Here is a 15,935-nt window from a genome sequence, read left to right as displayed (position 1 = left end):
GGAACGGTCGCAGGAAAAGAACACGGGTGCGGTTTCAAGCAACCGGGTCGTCTCCTGCCGTCGGGAGTTCAGTCCCAGAACGACTGTGTCCGCGCGTACTCCCGTTCTTTCGAGAGGATATCGCGGTAAAACGCCGATTCGTCCTCCCGGAGCTTGTTGATGATCTGGGCGGCGTTGTGCGGCCCGACGCCGCGGGCGGCCATCGCGATGACCGCCTGCTTGCCGTGGCTCTGGACCAGGCTCGCCGCACGATAGGCCCGCTCGGTCATCTTCTCCTGTTCCTCGTCTTTCTCCTCGGCGCGGACCGCCTGCACGACCTCGTCGGCCCACGGGTTCAACGACGCGATTCGGGTCGACCCACACTCGGGGCACTCGGGCTGGTCGCGGACGCGTTTGACCTTCGTCTTGACCTTCCAGTCCTTGCAGTGGGTACACAGGAGGATGACTCGGTCGTTCTGCAGTCGCTCGCGGACGGTCTCGATGACGCTCGCGTCGGCGTTCTCCGGCGCGAGCAGTTCCTTGCCGCCGGAGGAACGCCCGCCCTGTCCGACCGGGGTCCGGCCGCGGTGGGTCACGAGATCGATCTCGCCCGACTGGATCCCCTCGAGCACCGCACTCGCGCGCTCGGCGTCTAAATCCTCGTGGAAGACCTCGCGGATCGCCTCCTCGTACATCGGGGTGTCCTCGAGGGCGGCCAGCAGCCGTTCGTTGGAGATCCGGCCCGACCCCTGGCCCTGCCAGCGCTTGAGCGCGCCGAACTTGGCGGAGACCTGTGCCAGCCGGAACGCCAGGGCATCCGAGTTCTTCAGCCCGAGTTCGACGATCGTCTCGACGTGGTCGGGGTCGGTCCCCTCCAGTACCTCCAGGACGTCGCTTGTCGCGATCGAGGTCGGGACCTCGAGTTCGATCCGGTAGGGATCGGTCTCGAGGCCCACGGAGGAACCGGCCCGTTGCCCGAGCAGCGACGAGAGGACCCGCCCCAGCGTCTCGTTGGCGGTATGGCCGAACGGCGCGTTGAGGACGATCGTCCGACCCTGTCGCTCGAGAACGAGTCGCTTCGCCGTGGGCATCGGCGACTCGCTTTCGACCTGACGCTCGAGTTGTTCGCAGGCCTCGCCGAGGGTGTACTCGTCGGCCGGGTATCGGTTCGACAGTTCGCGGCCGACGGCCGTCGCGTCCGCGCCCGCCTCGAACTGGGGGCGCGCGACCTCGCGGATCTCACCGACCTCGCCCGCGACGGCGGCGGGGACGGGGATCTCCTGGCCGATCCAGGAGGGGACCTCGCCGGCGGGGTCCTCGATCGGGCTGACCTTCACCCGGCCCTCCTCGTCGTCGATCTCGCTGATGCGCCACATCTCCCCGCGCTGGACGAAGACCTCGCCGGGTTCGGCGAAGTTGACGACGAACCGCTCGTCGAGGGTCCCGATCTGTCCCCCGGAGGCGATGTCGTGGACCTCGTAGGTCTCCTCGTCGGGGATCATCGAGAGGTTGGCGTAGACGTACTGCCAGGTGCCGCCGGTCGTCTCGATCCGATCTTCGCCCTCGTCGAACCAGACGATCCGGTTGCGGTCGAGTTCGGAGACCACTTCCCGGAATGTCTCCTCGCGGAGGTTCCGGAACGGGTACGCCCGGGAGACGGTATCGTAGGCCTCCCGGAGGTGCGTGTCCCCGCGACTCTGGACGATCCCCGGCACCTGGTTCGCGACGACGTCGAGGCTGCCCTCGTGGATCGCCGCCGGTTCGACCTCGCCCTCGCGGGCGCGGCGCGCGATCGAGAGCGCCTCGAAGGTGTCGTCCGGCCGGGTCGTGACGATGGTCCCGCGCGAGACCTCGTCCTGGCGGTGGCCGGCGCGCCCGATCCGCTGGAGCAGCCGGGTAACCTGACGGGGGCTCTTGTACTGGATGACGTGATCGACGCTGCCGACGTCGATCCCCAGTTCCATCGACGAGGTACAGAGCAGGCCGTCCAGTTCGCCCGACTTGAACCGGTCCTCGACGTCGATCCGGGCCTCCTTCGAGAGCGAGCCGTGGTGGACGCCGATCGGCAGGTCGAGTTCTTTGAACCGCGAGCCCACCGCCTCCGCCGTCTGGCGGGTGTTGACGAAGATCAGCGTCGACTCGTGTTCCGCGACGAGATCGCGGATCAGCCGGACGTGACTCGCCGTGTCGGGTTCGGTCATCAGTTTCCCGGCGAGTTCCTCGTCCTCTTCGGTGATTTCGGGCTTGCGGACGTCGACGTCGACGTTGCTCCCGACGTCGATCTCGCGGATCTCGCAGGGCCGACCGCCGGTGAGGAACCCGGCCACCTCATCGGGGTCGCCGACCGTCGCCGAGAGTCCGATACGCTGCATCTCGCCCGCGAGGTCCCGCAGACGCTCGAGGCCGATCGCAAGCTGGGCGCCGCGTTTCGAGGCCGCGAGTTCGTGAACCTCGTCGATCACGACGTGGGAGACGTCCTGCAGGGCCTCCCGCAGGCGTTCGCCCGTCAACATCGCCTGCAGCGTCTCGGGGGTCGTGATCAGGACGTCCGGCGGGTCCTCGGCCTGCTTGCTCCGCTGGTAGTCGGTGGTGTCCCCGTGGCGGACGTCGACCTCGAGGTCGAGGTAGTCGCCCCACCACTCGAGGCGCTCGAGCATGTCGCGGTTCAACGCCCGCAGCGGGGTGATGTAGAGCGCGCCGAACCCCTCGGGTGGCCCACCGTCGGGGGTTTCCGCCGACGAGGGTCGCCTCGCCGTCCTCGGCTCACTCTCGCCCTCGCCCTCGCCCTCGCCGGCGACGAGATCATCGAAGACGGGCAACATCGCCGTCTCGGTCTTGCCGCTCCCGGTGGGCGCGATCACGAGGGTGTTCTGCCCGGCGGCAAGCGGCGGAATCGCCACCTGTTGTGGTGCCGTCGGCGTGGAGAATCCGCGTTCGGAGAGCGCACCGCGGACCGTCGATCCGAGGCGTGTAAAGGCCGCGACGTCCCCGTCTGTCATCAACCGGCCTACGGGCGAGCGGCGGATAAGGGCCACGCTCTCGGGGGATTACTCGTTTTTCCCTTGCTCGCCGCCTTCTTCCTCGTCGCCGTCGCTTTCCTGCTCCCCGTCCGCTCCCTCGAGGTCGTCCTCGTCGATCAGTTCCTCGGCGACCTCCTCGTCGACGGCCATCTCGCCCGGTTCCGGTACCTCCTCGTCGGCTCGCTCGGCGATCTCCTCGGCGGATCGCTCGCCCTCGGTGACGTCGATCGAGGTCTCCACGTCGTCGATCGGATCCGTTCCGTCGGTGTCTTCCGTTTTCTCCCGTGCTCGCTCCTCGTTCTCGCCCCGATCACCGATGGGGATCGGACGGAACTCGTCGGAGACGGCGTCGGCAGTCTGTTCGCGGAGTTCCTCGGCCGACGGCGCGCGGTCCCGCACCTCGTCGACTGACGGCACGGCACGGTCGCTCACGTATCGCGAGACGAGGTAAGCGACGGCAACGGTGCCGGCCGCGAGGAGTAGCAGGCGTCGGAGACCTGACCCTGACGCTGACCCCGATCCCGACCGCTCGCGATCGTCTATCGATTGCCCGCCGGTCGATTCCTGTTCCCGTGCTGGGAGTCGAATACGCATCGACGTCCGTACACCCTCGAGCGGAAAGTCGATTGGGGTGGGGACGCAAGGATCCCGAAATTCTCAATTCTCGAGAAATCGGTCGGTATGCGGTGACTACGCGCCGTTACGCGGCTCATATATAGGACGAATAACTCGGTATTTCGTTCACATGATAGTTCCCCAACGACGACTGTCACGGATCCCGAACGATCCCCCGACGCTCCCGGATCGACGCGTTCCGTCCGCGACCGGCAACGCTCCCCCGTCGGTCACGCGAGCCGAGGTGATCACGAAATGAGATCGGCCTTCTCCGATCGCGCGCAGTCGACCCTCGCGACGGCGCTTTTCGTGGGTCTCGTCGCTGTCGTTTTCGCAGGCATCGTCGCGATCGGTGCCGTCGCCGGCGCACCGGCACCCGACTCGAGCGCGGACGACGGGGCGTCGCTCCCGGCCGCGGCCCAGGTGCAAGACGGCGTCAGCGAGGAGGAGTACGTCGAAGAAGTCCCCGAGGAGGGCGACCCGTACTTCGAGGCCGCCGCCAACGACGGCAGCTGGATCAGCTACATCAACCCGCGCGACGAGTACCGCAGCCCGTATCTCGGCGACGGCTCCGGGAAGATGTGTGCCACGCTGCTGAACGAGAACGGCGACCCCGTCGTCGGCGAGAGCGTCCCGGACGCGACGGTGACGGTCCCGACGGGCGACTCCCTCGAGTGGCACGACGGAGCCGACCCGTTCACGGTCGAGTACCCGCTGACCGAGAACTACGAGCGGCCGCTCGACGCCGACCAGTTCGGCACGAACGAGAGCCTCCCCCAGGGCAGCGGCTACCTCGATTCGCACTGCATCGAGTTCCACGGCCTGCCGGAAGACGGGACGATCGAGTACGGCGAAGCGCAGATCGAGGGCGAGGACGCGGAAGACATCGAACTCGTCGGGTACATCCAGAGAGCACACGACACCTGGGAGACCGACATCGACCCGCTCGAGGCCGCCGAACCGTACGAGCAAGCGGGCGGATGGACCTACCACGAGGGTGGTTCGCACGGACAGGCGGTCGTCGTACTCCAGCTAGACGGTGACATCGACGAGGACGGGAGCAACGGTGCGGGCGACGGGAACGACGGATCGAACGGCGGTGATAACGACGAAGATACCGACACCAGCACCGGCACCGACGACGGTGACGGCGACGAGAGTGACACCGACGACGAGTCGACCCCCGCGAACGCCGAAGCCGACGACGTGCCCGGATTCGGCCCGCTCGTTGCGGTCGTCGCCCTGGCGTCGGCCCTCCTCGCCCGCCGCGTGACGGGGTGAATCCATACCCATCTGCGACCGGGACCGCGCACACGACGACCGGATGGGCCGGGCGGAACCAATTAGATTTTGACGGTAGCCGCGAGACATCCGTCAAATGGCTCCCACCGATACCGATCCCGACGGGGACGGGTCCGAGGACGATCCGCGCGTCCCGGTCGTCTGCCCCGAGTGCGAAACGACTTCCCGGGTCCCCCTGTCCGATCTGGCCGACTCGATCGAGCGCCACAATCAGCAGCTGCACGACGGCGAGGACGTCGCCGAGGTCGACCCCGACGTCGCCGAGAGCATCGCCGACCTGATCGCGACCGACCTCGGACTGCTCGAGGACTCGGACTGAGACCGATCGGTTGGCCGAATCACGCGGCGAGTTCCGGACGCTCCTTCGCCGCGGTCTCGAGTTCGTGATTCACTCCTGGCACGGATCCGGCGCTGTAGACTTGGGTAAGGTCATCTCACGAATTGACTGATGACACGACTGATTCTAGTCATTCAAATGTCATTACCGGGTTCCAGCTATACATCCTTCGATATATTATAAATCTGATACATTCTACGACCCTCAGTCACTAATCTGGCCCGGACTTTAACACCATAAGTACAGATTGAACAGGCCAGAAAAGAATCCAAATACAGCACCGTTGAAGACTCTCCTAAGATGACCAACCTCACTGGGTTCCAACGCGACCTCCTGTACGTGATTACAGGAGCCGATCGCCCGTCAGGCCAGGACGTCAAGGAACGAGTCGAGCAGCCCTGGATTATCCTCTACTAACAATAGATCAAGACATTGACTCGGCTGTGAAGACGAATTGTGCATAGGTATCGTCATCGGGTTGTAGATACACGAAATTGAGGAACTATACTGCGAAAGAAGAGTTAGCGTCTGCTGGCCGGCTATCTACTGGTATTATTCTACCGCGTACTCTTCGAACCGATCGGTGACTGCCGGCAGCGTGACCGAGAACGTCGATCCTTCACCGGGTTCGGATTCGACCCAGATTTCTCCACCGTGTCGTTCGATGATCCGTTCACAGACTGCAAGACCGATCCCCGTACCCGTATAGTCATCGGCGGCGTGTAACCCCTCGAAGACCTCGAAAATCCGGTCCTGATCCTTCGGATCGATACCGATTCCGTTGTCAGAGACTGAGACTGTCCAGTCCGTCCCGTTCCGTCCAGCGGAGATATGCACCTTGGGTGGCCCCTCACCACTGTATTTGATCGCGTTGGAGAGGAGATTCTGGAATACCTGCCGTAACTGCTCCTCATCTCCGGTGACCCGGGGAAGCGACTCCGCGGTGATCTTGGCATCGCTCTCCTCGATTTTCATCCGTAGATCCTCACGGACGTCGTCGAGAACGTTCTCGAGATCCACTGGCTCGAATTCGCTTCCCTGTGTTTCGACCCGTGAGTACTGGAGCAGGCCGTCGATCATCGATCGCATCCGATCAGCGCCATCCACGGCGAATTCGAGGAACTCCTCGCCGTCCTCATCGAGTTCATCACCGTAGCGACGCTCGATCAACTGGAGATAGCTGGAAACCATCCGCAGCGGCTCTTGCAAGTCGTGTGACGCTGCGTACGCGAACTGTTCGAGACGTTCGTTGGACTCCTCCAGGTCAGCTACCAGCTGTTCGAGATCGTTTTGATATTGATTCCGTTCGATCGCATCTGCGAGAATCGTCGCCACGCTCTGGACGAACGTGACGTCCTCCTCGGTGAACGTCTGCGGATTCGTATCGTACGCGGCGATGAGACCCCATGGATCGTCGGTCGTCCCGATAAGCGTACTAATACCACTGCGAATATCGTGGCTCGTCAGCAGTTCAGAGCCGCTAAATCGTGTTTCTGTCTCGAAATTTTCGACGACGACTGGATGATCGTTCGCCAATGTATATGCAGCCTGAGAATCCGTCTCATCAGTCGAGATCGATACGTCCACAGTTCCTTCGTCGTCCCAACCAACACCTTGTCGAAGCTGGAGTTCTTCACGGGAAGAATCAAAATCGAGTACCATGCAGTACTCGTTGTGAAGAGCCGCTGCTACCTGCTGGGCCGCTTCAGCCATCACTTCGTCGAGATCATCCCGTTCAAGCGCGAGTTGCCCGATCTCTGCCACCACTTCCTGCTGTTTGACTCGATTCTCGAGTTCACGTTCCCATTCTTTCCGTTCGGTGATATCTCGTCCAATGCCCGCCAGCACGCTCTCGTTATCGGGATTTTCGACCGTTGACGCGACAAATTCGTACGGAATAGGCTCTCCTTCCTTGGTGAGTAGCTCTGCTTCAAGCTGAATACTGCCCGTTTCGAATCCGTCCGCGATCGTCTCCGCTATCAACGGGTGCTCATCGTCATCGAAAAAATCGACCGCCGTCATCGACGAAATTTCGGCCTCCGAATAGCCTGTTACCTCACAGAGACTTTCGTTCCACCGTCGAAGCGAGCCCGCGTCGTCAAGCACATAGAAGATATCATCGATCGCATCCAGCACGTGATCCGTGTACTCTCTGTAGCGCTCGAGGCGTTCGTTCGCGTCTTCGAGTTCGTCCACCGTCTCCTCGAGTTCTACCTGTGTTTCTTCCAGTTCCCGATTACGTTGCTCGAGCTGATCTGTTCGCGTCTTCGCTTGGGCATCGTGAATCCCTACTCCGAACCCTGCAACAGTGCTAAGCGCCGTCAGGATCGGTGGAGATGTTGCTGGCGTGGAGATTCCGCCTTCCGGCTGGAGATGGTAGAGAAGGAGGATGATTGCCATTGCACCGAATCCAATCAGACACCAGCGAGCGATATCAGAGTAGAACTTCGATCCGATATCAGTGTGAGAGAGCCAGTAGCTACCGTATATGAGACCGAACCCGGGAAAAGCAATCAATAGGGTTACGACAAGGATGTTGCCAGGCGGTACATCTCGAGTAAACCGGACAAACCCCCGTCCGACAGCGAGTACGACATACAGCCCGCCGAGAACTGCGATGATCCGTCTCGGGCCGAGGGCCTCGAGAAGATGTTTCTGAAAACTCACTGGGTGGCCAGTAGGACAATCCCATTAATGGACGTTACGGTGAGGGGATTCTCGTCTCGCGGACGAGCTGCATAATGCCTGGCACCTGTCCGAGCATTCTTTCCATCTCCTGGATCGTTTGTTCCGATGCCAGTTTGGAACGTCCCCTCGCAGCGATACCACGACTGGGGAGGGGTAAAAACCATCTCGCGAAACTCTCGCACCGTCCGCCGGTGACGTAGCCACTGAAAATCAGTCAGCACCGACGACCGGAACGCACACCATCACGTTCGTGAAAATCACCGCCTCATCCGGCGTGAACAGGGGACTGTACTTTTCAGTCATTGATTCTCGAAGGCGACCACGTTGGCGAACTCGAAGACGCGAAGAACAGGGAGCAGGCCGTCGTTGACCGTACCCCCGGCCGTAATCGGATCCCGGCACACTGGGTCAAGGGGCGAAAGCCGGCATCGAGGGAAGTCCTCACGGACCCACGCGACGACGGCAAACTGGGGGAAGGCATGACCGGTGGTGGAGAACGATCTTCGACAATGGCCAGTGCTACGGGACGCCTCCGCCGACGGCACGCTCGTCGATCGACTCGGCCTCGGGACCGAACTCCCGCTCGAGCAGGTCGGGGACGTCCGCAGGCGTCACGTCGGAGTACCACTCGTCGCGGGGCTGGATCGCGATCGCCGTTCCGTCCTCACTACAGAGGCCGAGACACGCTGTCTCGATGACGGCGATCGGCGACCAGAAAGCGTTCCGGTCGCGGAGCCACGACTTGACCGCCGCGACGACCTCGTCGGCACCGACGTCCGCACAGCAGGCGTACTCCGAGTCGCGATCGTTCGTACAGACAAGCACCTGTGCCCCGATTCGATCGCGCTGTTGCTCGGTGCGTCTGTTCATGCCGCCACTGAGTGGTCGTCCTCGAGGGCGGCCGTTCCGTCGGTCGATTCCACGTGGTCGGTGAGCCACGAGAAACTCCCCGCCACGATCGCCCAGACGGCGGCCTGACTCAGGACGGTGAGCCCTCTGAAGGCGGTGACGAGCTCGGCCGGCATCGTGCCGGCGGTCGTAATCGTCGGCGTTACCGTAGGGAGGATCGCGACGGTTGCGACCACCGGCACTGCTGCGGCGGCGACGCCGTAGTACCGGTTCCCGGTTCGCGCCGTCGTTCGGTCGTAACCGAGGATCGCCGTGGCCGCGACGACGGCACCGAGGGCCATCAGCCCGGCATAGATCACGAGCCGTGGGTTCGGCCCGAGCGACTGTTCGGCTCCCGGTGTCGCCGGCGGGAGGACCAGCCACGGGGTCACGGAGACGGTCAGGAATCCAGCACCCGCGAGTACGTACGCGGAGACACGCTCCGCCCCAGGTAGTGCCGGCTCGAGGAAGTAGAACCCAAGCGCGAACAGGCCCCCCAGGAAGATTCCCCAGAGCACCCCGCTGCCGACGCTGACGACCTCCGTCGTGGCCTCGCTGACTGCGTGGGCGTGTGCGGGATCGGCCGCGTGCCCGTGATCGTGTTCTCCGGCGTGGTGGGACACGGTTTCCATATACTCGATCAAGGGGTTCGCCACGACGGCCATGTAAACTCCGTAGAGGAGGCCTGCGATAGCCCCCGCGACGACACCTCGCTGGAGGTAGTTGACCAACATCAGTGGCAGGTGATCCCGGCACCGTGGCGGAAGTTGTGCATCGCGTCGTGAGCGATCGGTTCCTGCAGGAACAGGAGCGTGAATCCGATCGCGGCCGCGAAGACGAGAATCGTCGCTAGTTGCATCGGTGTGAGATCCGTCCGGGCCGTTTCGATTCGATCGTGAACGGTATCGTTCGTCGCTGTCATAAACTCAGCTTGCACTACAGAAAGTTAGATTGTAAAAGTTCCGGTGCCTCCCGTCCGGGCCGTTCCGCATCGGGGCGGAGTACCCATCGGCCGTCGGCTCGATGATCCGGTCGCTCGAGCACGAACCTCCAAAAGCTGGATTCCGCTCGGTCAGGCTAGAGAAATATCCTTCTCCTAACACATAACCCGATCCCGCCGCTACTATCATTCGCCCGTCTCAGGGCGCGACCACGCGACGTAGTGGTCGGTGAGCGACGAAAGAAGCGGAGACGGGGAACCGGCGAACCGGCGAACTGGGTCTCATGGGTGGCACCAATGCTCACAACGAGCCACACGAACAGCAAGCCCGAGCGCACCGGGCCGGAGAGGACAGCATGACGGCCAAAGAACACAGGGAACCGAACCGCGTGCTCGATTTCGGGGAGTTTCCCGGCCGCTGGGAGATCACGCGTTCGACGGAGGACACGAACGGCGAGCTACTGGAGATGCGATTCGAGATCGAGTCCGTCCCCGAGGAGGGGCCGTTCGTCCATACGCATCCACACGCCGAAGAGCGCTATGAAGTGCGCTCCGGCGTGCTGGAAGTGTACGTAGACGGGGATTGGACGGACGTGTCGGCCGGTGAAGAACACACGGTTGCGCCAGGAACGCCGCACACCTTCAGGAACAAGACGCCCGTGGAACTCATCAACGTCCACGAGCCCGCGTTACGGCACGAGGAGTTCTCCGGCGGTTCCATCGCCTCGTTACGGAGCGAGGCGTGTCGTTCCCTCCGGATGGCTTCGACGACGTCGTACTGTTGGCGATGCTGACGACGGAACACGAGGGGGATATCCGTGCGGTCAACCCACCACACTGGGCGTTCAAGGGCCTGGCTGGCCTCGGGCGCTTGCTCGGTTACGATCTTCCCGAGTGATCGGCGACGCCGACGCTGGCCCGCGCCGACGCCTGCTGCCCGCCACACCGGTGCCCTCCGTTTTCAGCAACGGGAACTGCGGGCAGACGTTTTATCGCCTCGAGTCCGTACGGAACGGGTATGACCCGTTCCACGCACAGGTGCGTCTGCGGCGCCCGACTCAGGTTCAGGCAGGACATGGAGAAGGAACCGGGTGCGGCTTCCCCGACCTGGAAGTGCAAGGACTGCGGGACGCCCGTTCCGGGGACGGTCGCGGAGAAGATCAGCCACCAGCACCCGTCCTGACGGGGCGCCGGTGCGGCGATCCCGATGCTTCTTGAGCGGTCGCCGACTAGGGACGCGTATGACTCCGGATGCGAACGAGAACGATAGCGACGCTGGTTCCGGGGCCGATGGCGATTCCGACCTCGACCCCGACCCCGACCAAACGACTGGCCGGTCCCCCACACCCACCGGCTTTCGGAGCTTCGAGGCGGAGTCGCCCGGCCCCGACTGGCTCGAGCCGGAGGACGAGGAGATCCTCGCGGTGCTGCGGGAGGACCACAACTTCGCGCCGAGCCACGCGGCCGAGGCGGACGTCTGTCGCGGCCCAGTGGCCAGCCACCGCTGTCGCGAACTGGCGAAACGGGGGCTCCTGAAGAAGGTGGCGACGGGGATGTACGACGTGACGGAACTGGGGGAACGGTTCCTCGACGGGGAGGTTTCGCTCGAGAAGTTGGCCGCCGAAGCCGACGATGTCGACGTCGACGTCGACGCCGACGAGTAGCGTGACTCGGGCCGACCGATCGACGTTTCCTCGAACCTCGTTCGAGCACTCCGGTCAGGAGACCGACGCCGGCGGCCGACGCCGCTCCTCTTCGCTCTCGCTCGTCTCCTCCGAGGCGGCCGTCGGCTCGAGATCGGCCAGCTCCGCCCCGCGTTCGCCGAGCAGGGCGTCGATCACGTCGGTCGCTGCGGGGCCGTACAGCGGCCGGTTGTCGTTCCCACAGCGGTCACTCATGAGACAGGCCGGACATCCCTCGTCGCGGCCGCAGTCGCAGTCGACGATCAGCTCTCGAGCGCGGCGGGCGACGTCCTCGAACTCCTCGTAGATCCGCCGGGAGAACCCCAGTCCGCCCTCGACGCCGTCGTAGATGAACCAGCCGCTGGTGTCCGGCGCGTCGGGCAGTCGGTTCGTCGCGAGCCCGCCGAGGTCGTTCGAGTCGACGGTCAACTCGAGGGGCGCGACGCCGATCATGGCGTGTTCGATCGCGTGGATGCCGCCGAGATAGCCGTGCAGCCGCGGCGGGAGGTCGACGCACTCCTCGTTGCGATAGTCGGAGTGGGTCTCGGTCACCGCCCGTTCGACCCCGGTCGGCACCTCCGCCCAGCACAGTTGGGTTCGCATCTCGACCGGCAGGGTGCCAGTCTCGAGGCCGGTCTCGAGTACCTCGCCGGTTTCGACGTCGCGTTTGGTGTATGTGGGGTAGCGGACGGTGACAGTGCCGTAGCCCCTGTTGAGTTGGAACCCGTTTTCGGCGGCGGCCTCGACCGCCCGCGACTCGCGGACCTCGGTGTCGTGGATCGCCACCCGCCGCTGGGACTGGGTGTAGTAATCGACGTCGACCGGCTCGAGTTCGACGGACGGCTGCGGTCGATCGGCTCGGAGTTCGCGCACCTCGTACCGGTCGCCCCGGTGGAGCACCGTCGCACCCTCGTGGTAGTCACGGTACGCGCGGGCTTCGCCGATCGGTTCGTGGTCGATCGATCCCTCGCCGGCCACGCGGACGTCGAACGTCGTACCGCCGGTGGCGTAGAGGCTGATATCGTCCTGGGGGCGGTCCCGCCGGGCGTAGGTTACCCCGCCGGCGAGCGATCCCTCGAGGTCGCCCGTCTTGCGTCCGTACGCGACGGCCCGCTCGAGGCGGTCGCGTCCGCCGAAGGTGTCCGCGTCGTCGCGGGTGACCGGCAACTCCTGGGCCGCACAGCGGAGGTGTTGCAGGAAGACCGGGTGGTTCTCGAGGTCGACGACGGCGTCCTCGGGGTCGTTCTCGAGGAGGTACTCGGGATGGCGGCTGACGTAGCCGTCGAGGGTAGCCTGATCGGGGACGAAGACCGACAGGGCGTCCCGGGTTCCGCGTCCGGCGCGGCCGATCCGCTGCCAGAAGGAACTCCGCGAGCCGGGATAGCCCATGAGCAGGGTCCCGTCGATCCCGCCGACGTCGATCCCGACCTCGAGGGCGCTGGTGGTCGCGACCCCGTCGAGGTCGCCGGACTTCAGCCGGCGTTCGGTCTCGCGCCGCGCGCGTTTGCCGTGGCCCGCGTTGTACGGCTCGAGGGCGACGCTCCCGGCGTAGGGAAACGTCGGGTTCTCGACGAAGTCAGTCGCCCGGTCGACGGCCAGTTCGGTCGCCTTCCGCGAGTCGCAAAACAGCAGCGAGGGGACGCCGTGGTAACAGCAGTGGGCCCACAGCTCCGGCGCTTCGACGGTCGCGGGCCGCTTGCTGGGGATCTCCCCGTCGTCCCCGCTTCGCTCGGGCGGCTCCCAGAACACGAGGTGCCGGCGACCCCTCGGGGAGCCGTCCCCGTCGATCACCGTCGCCGGTTCGCCGGTCAGCGCCGCGGCGTGCTCGCCGGGGTTGCCGATCGTCGCGCTGGTCAGGACGTACTGGGGATCGCCGCCGTACCAGTCGATCACGCGCCGGGCCCGTCGGAGAATCCAGGCCGCGTGCATACCGCTCACCCCCGTCCAGGAGTGGGCTTCGTCGACGACCACCAGTTCGCAGTTCGCGTGGAACCCGGCCCAGCGGTGGTGACCCTCGAGGTACTGGTTCAGCCCTGCGACGTTCGTGATGACGACGTTCGCCTCCTCGCGGATGCGGGCCTTGTCGCCGGGGTCGGTGTCGCCGTCGTAGACGCCGACGGTCAGGTCCAGTCCGAGGTCGTCGAACAACTCCGCGAGTTCTCGCCGCTGGTCGCGGCTGAGCGCCTTGGTCGGGTAGACGAGCAACGCGCGGACGTCCGGGTTCTCGAGGGCGCGACGGGCGATCTCGAGCCCGTAAACGTAGGTCTTCCCCGACGAGGTGGACGTCGAGACGCAGACGTTCTCGCCATCGGCGAGCGCCTCGAGGGCCTCGGCCTGGTGGCTCCAGAGGTCGACGGGGAGCCGCGCGGCGAGCGTCGCGGGGAGGACGTCGTCGGGCGGGACGTGATCGGCCGACCGTGTGGGGATCGTGATCCGCTCGCGGATCTGGCCGCGATAGCGGTCGGTCGGGTAGCTGTCCCGGAGGTTCGCTGGAGTGAGCGCGAGATCGGTGGCGTCAGTGCGGTCGTCCATGGCTGGTGTCAGAAGTCGGTGAGTCCGGTCTGGGTCGTCTCCCGCTCGTCGTGCGATTCGTCCGTCGGTTCCGCTGCTGCGATGGCGTCGTACACAGCCGCCAGTTCCCGAACGTCGGCCTCGCAGTAGCGGCGGGCGCGGGTCCAGTCGACGCCGACGGCATCGGAACCGTCCGCAGTTCCGTCACCGTCGGCCTCGAGCAGCCGACGGATCCGTGTCCCCAGCGTTCGGCCGTCGATCGCTGCGACCTCGGGGCCGCAGTCGCAGTCCAGCGCCGCGGCCACGTCGCCGAGGCGGTTCGTTCGCCCCGGCAGGACGGCGTTGTCGCGCCGGACCGCCCAGTCGTAGGGGTCGTACGTCGAGACGTGCTCGCGCCAGTACTCCCGGAACGTGGGCGCGAATTTCGCGACGAACCGCTCGAGGTTGGGGAAGTCGAACTCGTGACCGTTCCAGGCGACCAGCGCGGGCCGGTCGTACTCGGCGGCCAGCCAGTCGACGAACTCGCGGGTCGCGCGGCCGGGGTCGTCCCGCGAGGGATCGCGGTCGACGAAGTCGACGTAGGCGTCGCGGTCGGGGTCGTAGACGCCGATCAGGGGGATCACCGTCGGGTGGAGCCCATCGGTTTCGATGTCGACGAACAGCGGCGTGCCCTCGGCGGGCGGGACCGACTCCCCGGTGCGGCGTACGACTCGGCCCTCGGCGACGGCCCGTGCGCTCCCGCGGATCGTCTCGGCCGTCGCAGTCCCGATCCCGTGGACCGATCGGAGGTCCGCGAGCGCGGCGTCGGAGACCGCCTCTCGGTCGTCGTACCCCGCTGCTCTGAGTCGATCGGCCGTTTCGGGACCGACGCCCTCGAGGGCCGTCAGGCCGAACCGGTCGGCCGGAACGGACGAGACCGCGACCGACCCGTCCGGACGGCAGGCGAGGCAGGCGAGTTCGGCGGCCGCGGCACGACGGATCGGGCCGACGCCGCGGACCGGGAGGCGCACACGGCTCCCGTCGACCGTCGCCGTCCACACGTGGTCGTAGGTTGCCTCGAGCGCGCCGGTGAGGACGGTCGGACCGCCGTCGCCCGCCCGCTCGTCCGCTACCCGTGCTCGGTACGCCGCGATCGCCGCCCGCCCAGCGAGGTCGACCTCGAGCGAGACGGCGTCCGTGCGAGTCTCGATGGCGTCACAGACGACGTAGTCGACGTCCGCTGGCGGGTCGTCCGCAGAGTCCGTCAACTGCTCGGGAGCGTCCGCGAAGAGAAAGCGGATCCCGGCGACGGCCTCCACTCTCCAGCCGTCCCGCCGAGGGTCGTCGGCGCGGACGACGGGGCCGTCGAACGTGCGCCGGAACCGGCTCGCGATCCGTGGGTCGAACTCTTCTCGGAGCACGTAGACGAGGTCGGGGTCGAAATACTCGAGGGCGTCCGACAGCGCCGGGTCGCCCCGCTCGGCGAGGGTCTCGCAGCGAACGGCGAGCAGGGTCGCGCCGCCTCGAGTCGTCACACGTGGTGGGTTCGGGCGGGGACGCTTAAGATTTCGTGGACGCGGGCGCGGTTAGACTGTACTCGCCCCGTCGACCGCGTCCGGGGCGTGGTCCGCGAGAAACGAGGTGAGTTCGTCGCCGCCGACGAAGCCGTCGGCCAGGTGGGCGACACGTTCCCCGTCGCGGAATACGACGAGGGCAGGCACGGACTGGACCTCGAATCGCTCGACGAGCCGCGGGTCGTCGCCGAGGTTGACGAGGCCGACGGGGACGCCCGTCGAACGGGCGACGTTGCCGAGTACCGGCTCCATCGCCTGGCACTTCGGACAGCCGCTCGTGAACAGTTCGACGAGCGCGACGTCGTGGTTCGCGACGAACGCGTCGAGTTCGTCGGCGTCCTCGAGTCGCTGTGGTCTGGTCCTGGGGTCGGTCATACCCAGTGTAGGGGACGACCGCTGAAACGGCTGACGGGTAGCGCG

The 15,935-nt window shown here is 65.4% G+C and carries 14 protein-coding genes and 1 pseudogene; 6 read left to right on the top strand and 9 right to left on the bottom strand.

From position 1 onward, the window contains the following. Window positions 1–68: 68 nt before the first annotated feature. Complete coding sequence (locus CHINAEXTREME_RS17950) at window positions 69–2,978, bottom strand: DEAD/DEAH box helicase (RefSeq protein ID WP_007142572.1); 2,910 nt, start codon at window positions 2,976–2,978, stop codon at window positions 69–71. A 48-nt stretch (window positions 2,979–3,026) separates the two neighbouring features. Then, window positions 3,027–3,431 (bottom strand): hypothetical protein, encoded by a 405-nt coding sequence (locus CHINAEXTREME_RS17945; protein ID WP_238593313.1) that lies wholly within the window; start codon window positions 3,429–3,431, stop codon window positions 3,027–3,029. Window positions 3,432–3,869: 438 nt separating this feature from the next. Between CHINAEXTREME_RS17945 and CHINAEXTREME_RS17940 the strand changes: the two genes are divergently transcribed. From CHINAEXTREME_RS17940 to CHINAEXTREME_RS17930, 3 genes and pseudogenes are all read left to right on the top strand, one after another. Beyond that, a complete protein-coding gene (locus CHINAEXTREME_RS17940; protein ID WP_007142570.1) occupies window positions 3,870–4,895 on the top strand; it encodes a PGF-CTERM sorting domain-containing protein in 1,026 nt (341 codons plus the stop codon). 97 nt (window positions 4,896–4,992) lie between these two features. Next, window positions 4,993–5,235 (top strand): hypothetical protein, encoded by a 243-nt coding sequence (locus tag CHINAEXTREME_RS17935; RefSeq protein ID WP_007142569.1) that lies wholly within the window; start codon window positions 4,993–4,995, stop codon window positions 5,233–5,235. Window positions 5,236–5,553: 318 nt separating this feature from the next. Next, a pseudogene (locus tag CHINAEXTREME_RS17930) lies at window positions 5,554–5,649 on the top strand (PadR family transcriptional regulator); the annotation flags it as partial. Between the two features lie 156 nt (window positions 5,650–5,805). On the opposite strand, the gene CHINAEXTREME_RS17925 reads toward CHINAEXTREME_RS17930, so the two are convergent. The 4 genes from CHINAEXTREME_RS17925 to CHINAEXTREME_RS17910 all read right to left on the bottom strand — a co-directional run bounded on the left by CHINAEXTREME_RS17925 (window position 5,806) and on the right by CHINAEXTREME_RS17910 (window position 9,751). Next, window positions 5,806–7,920, bottom strand: coding sequence for an ATP-binding protein (locus tag CHINAEXTREME_RS17925; RefSeq protein WP_076738765.1), 2,115 nt, complete (start codon window positions 7,918–7,920; stop codon window positions 5,806–5,808). A 540-nt stretch (window positions 7,921–8,460) separates the two neighbouring features. Then, window positions 8,461–8,811: a (2Fe-2S) ferredoxin domain-containing protein gene (locus CHINAEXTREME_RS17920; RefSeq protein ID WP_007142564.1), complete on the bottom strand. Its 351-nt coding sequence runs from the start codon at window positions 8,809–8,811 to the stop codon at window positions 8,461–8,463. Further along, entirely contained in the window at window positions 8,808–9,563 is a 756-nt protein-coding gene (locus tag CHINAEXTREME_RS17915) for a CbtA family protein (RefSeq protein ID WP_007142563.1), read from the bottom strand. Before CHINAEXTREME_RS17915 ends, CHINAEXTREME_RS17920 begins: the two co-directional genes overlap by 4 nt. Then, window positions 9,563–9,751 carry a CbtB domain-containing protein gene (locus CHINAEXTREME_RS17910; protein ID WP_007142562.1) on the bottom strand — a complete coding sequence of 63 codons (189 nt, stop codon included), beginning with the start codon at window positions 9,749–9,751 and terminating at the stop codon, window positions 9,563–9,565. The genes CHINAEXTREME_RS17915 and CHINAEXTREME_RS17910 overlap by 1 nt, the downstream gene beginning before the upstream one ends. Window positions 9,752–10,125: 374 nt before the next feature. On the opposite strand from CHINAEXTREME_RS17910, the gene CHINAEXTREME_RS17905 reads away from it, so the two are divergent. From CHINAEXTREME_RS17905 to CHINAEXTREME_RS17900, 3 genes are all read left to right on the top strand, one after another. Beyond that, window positions 10,126–10,563 (top strand): cupin domain-containing protein, encoded by a 438-nt coding sequence (locus CHINAEXTREME_RS17905; RefSeq protein WP_007142561.1) that lies wholly within the window; start codon window positions 10,126–10,128, stop codon window positions 10,561–10,563. Between the two features lie 224 nt (window positions 10,564–10,787). Further along, a complete protein-coding gene (locus tag CHINAEXTREME_RS21945) occupies window positions 10,788–10,952 on the top strand; it encodes a hypothetical protein (protein WP_007142560.1) in 165 nt (54 codons plus the stop codon). 58 nt (window positions 10,953–11,010) lie between these two features. Continuing rightward, on the top strand, window positions 11,011–11,433 hold the full coding sequence (locus CHINAEXTREME_RS17900; RefSeq protein ID WP_007142559.1) for a hypothetical protein: 423 nt from the start codon (window positions 11,011–11,013) through the stop codon (window positions 11,431–11,433). A gap of 54 nt (window positions 11,434–11,487) precedes the next feature. Here the strand turns inward: CHINAEXTREME_RS17900 and CHINAEXTREME_RS17895 are convergent, their stop codons facing one another. Genes CHINAEXTREME_RS17895 through CHINAEXTREME_RS17885 form a run of 3 tightly spaced genes read right to left on the bottom strand, consistent with a single transcriptional unit; the run spans window position 11,488 to window position 15,890 of the window. Continuing rightward, window positions 11,488–13,983: a DEAD/DEAH box helicase gene (locus tag CHINAEXTREME_RS17895; RefSeq protein ID WP_007142558.1), complete on the bottom strand. Its 2,496-nt coding sequence runs from the start codon at window positions 13,981–13,983 to the stop codon at window positions 11,488–11,490. Window positions 13,984–13,991: 8 nt separating this feature from the next. Further along, complete coding sequence (locus CHINAEXTREME_RS17890; RefSeq protein WP_007142557.1) at window positions 13,992–15,476, bottom strand: ribonuclease H-like domain-containing protein; 1,485 nt, start codon at window positions 15,474–15,476, stop codon at window positions 13,992–13,994. A gap of 51 nt (window positions 15,477–15,527) precedes the next feature. Then, window positions 15,528–15,890 (bottom strand): thioredoxin family protein, encoded by a 363-nt coding sequence (locus CHINAEXTREME_RS17885; RefSeq protein WP_007142556.1) that lies wholly within the window; start codon window positions 15,888–15,890, stop codon window positions 15,528–15,530. Between the last annotated feature and the right edge of the window lie 45 nt (window positions 15,891–15,935).

The organism is Halobiforma lacisalsi AJ5 (assembly GCF_000226975.2).
Lineage (GTDB): Archaea > Halobacteriota > Halobacteria > Halobacteriales > Natrialbaceae > Natronobacterium > Natronobacterium lacisalsi.
Note: the sequence above shows the minus strand (reverse complement) of the source record. Positions and strands in the feature narration are given on the sequence as shown.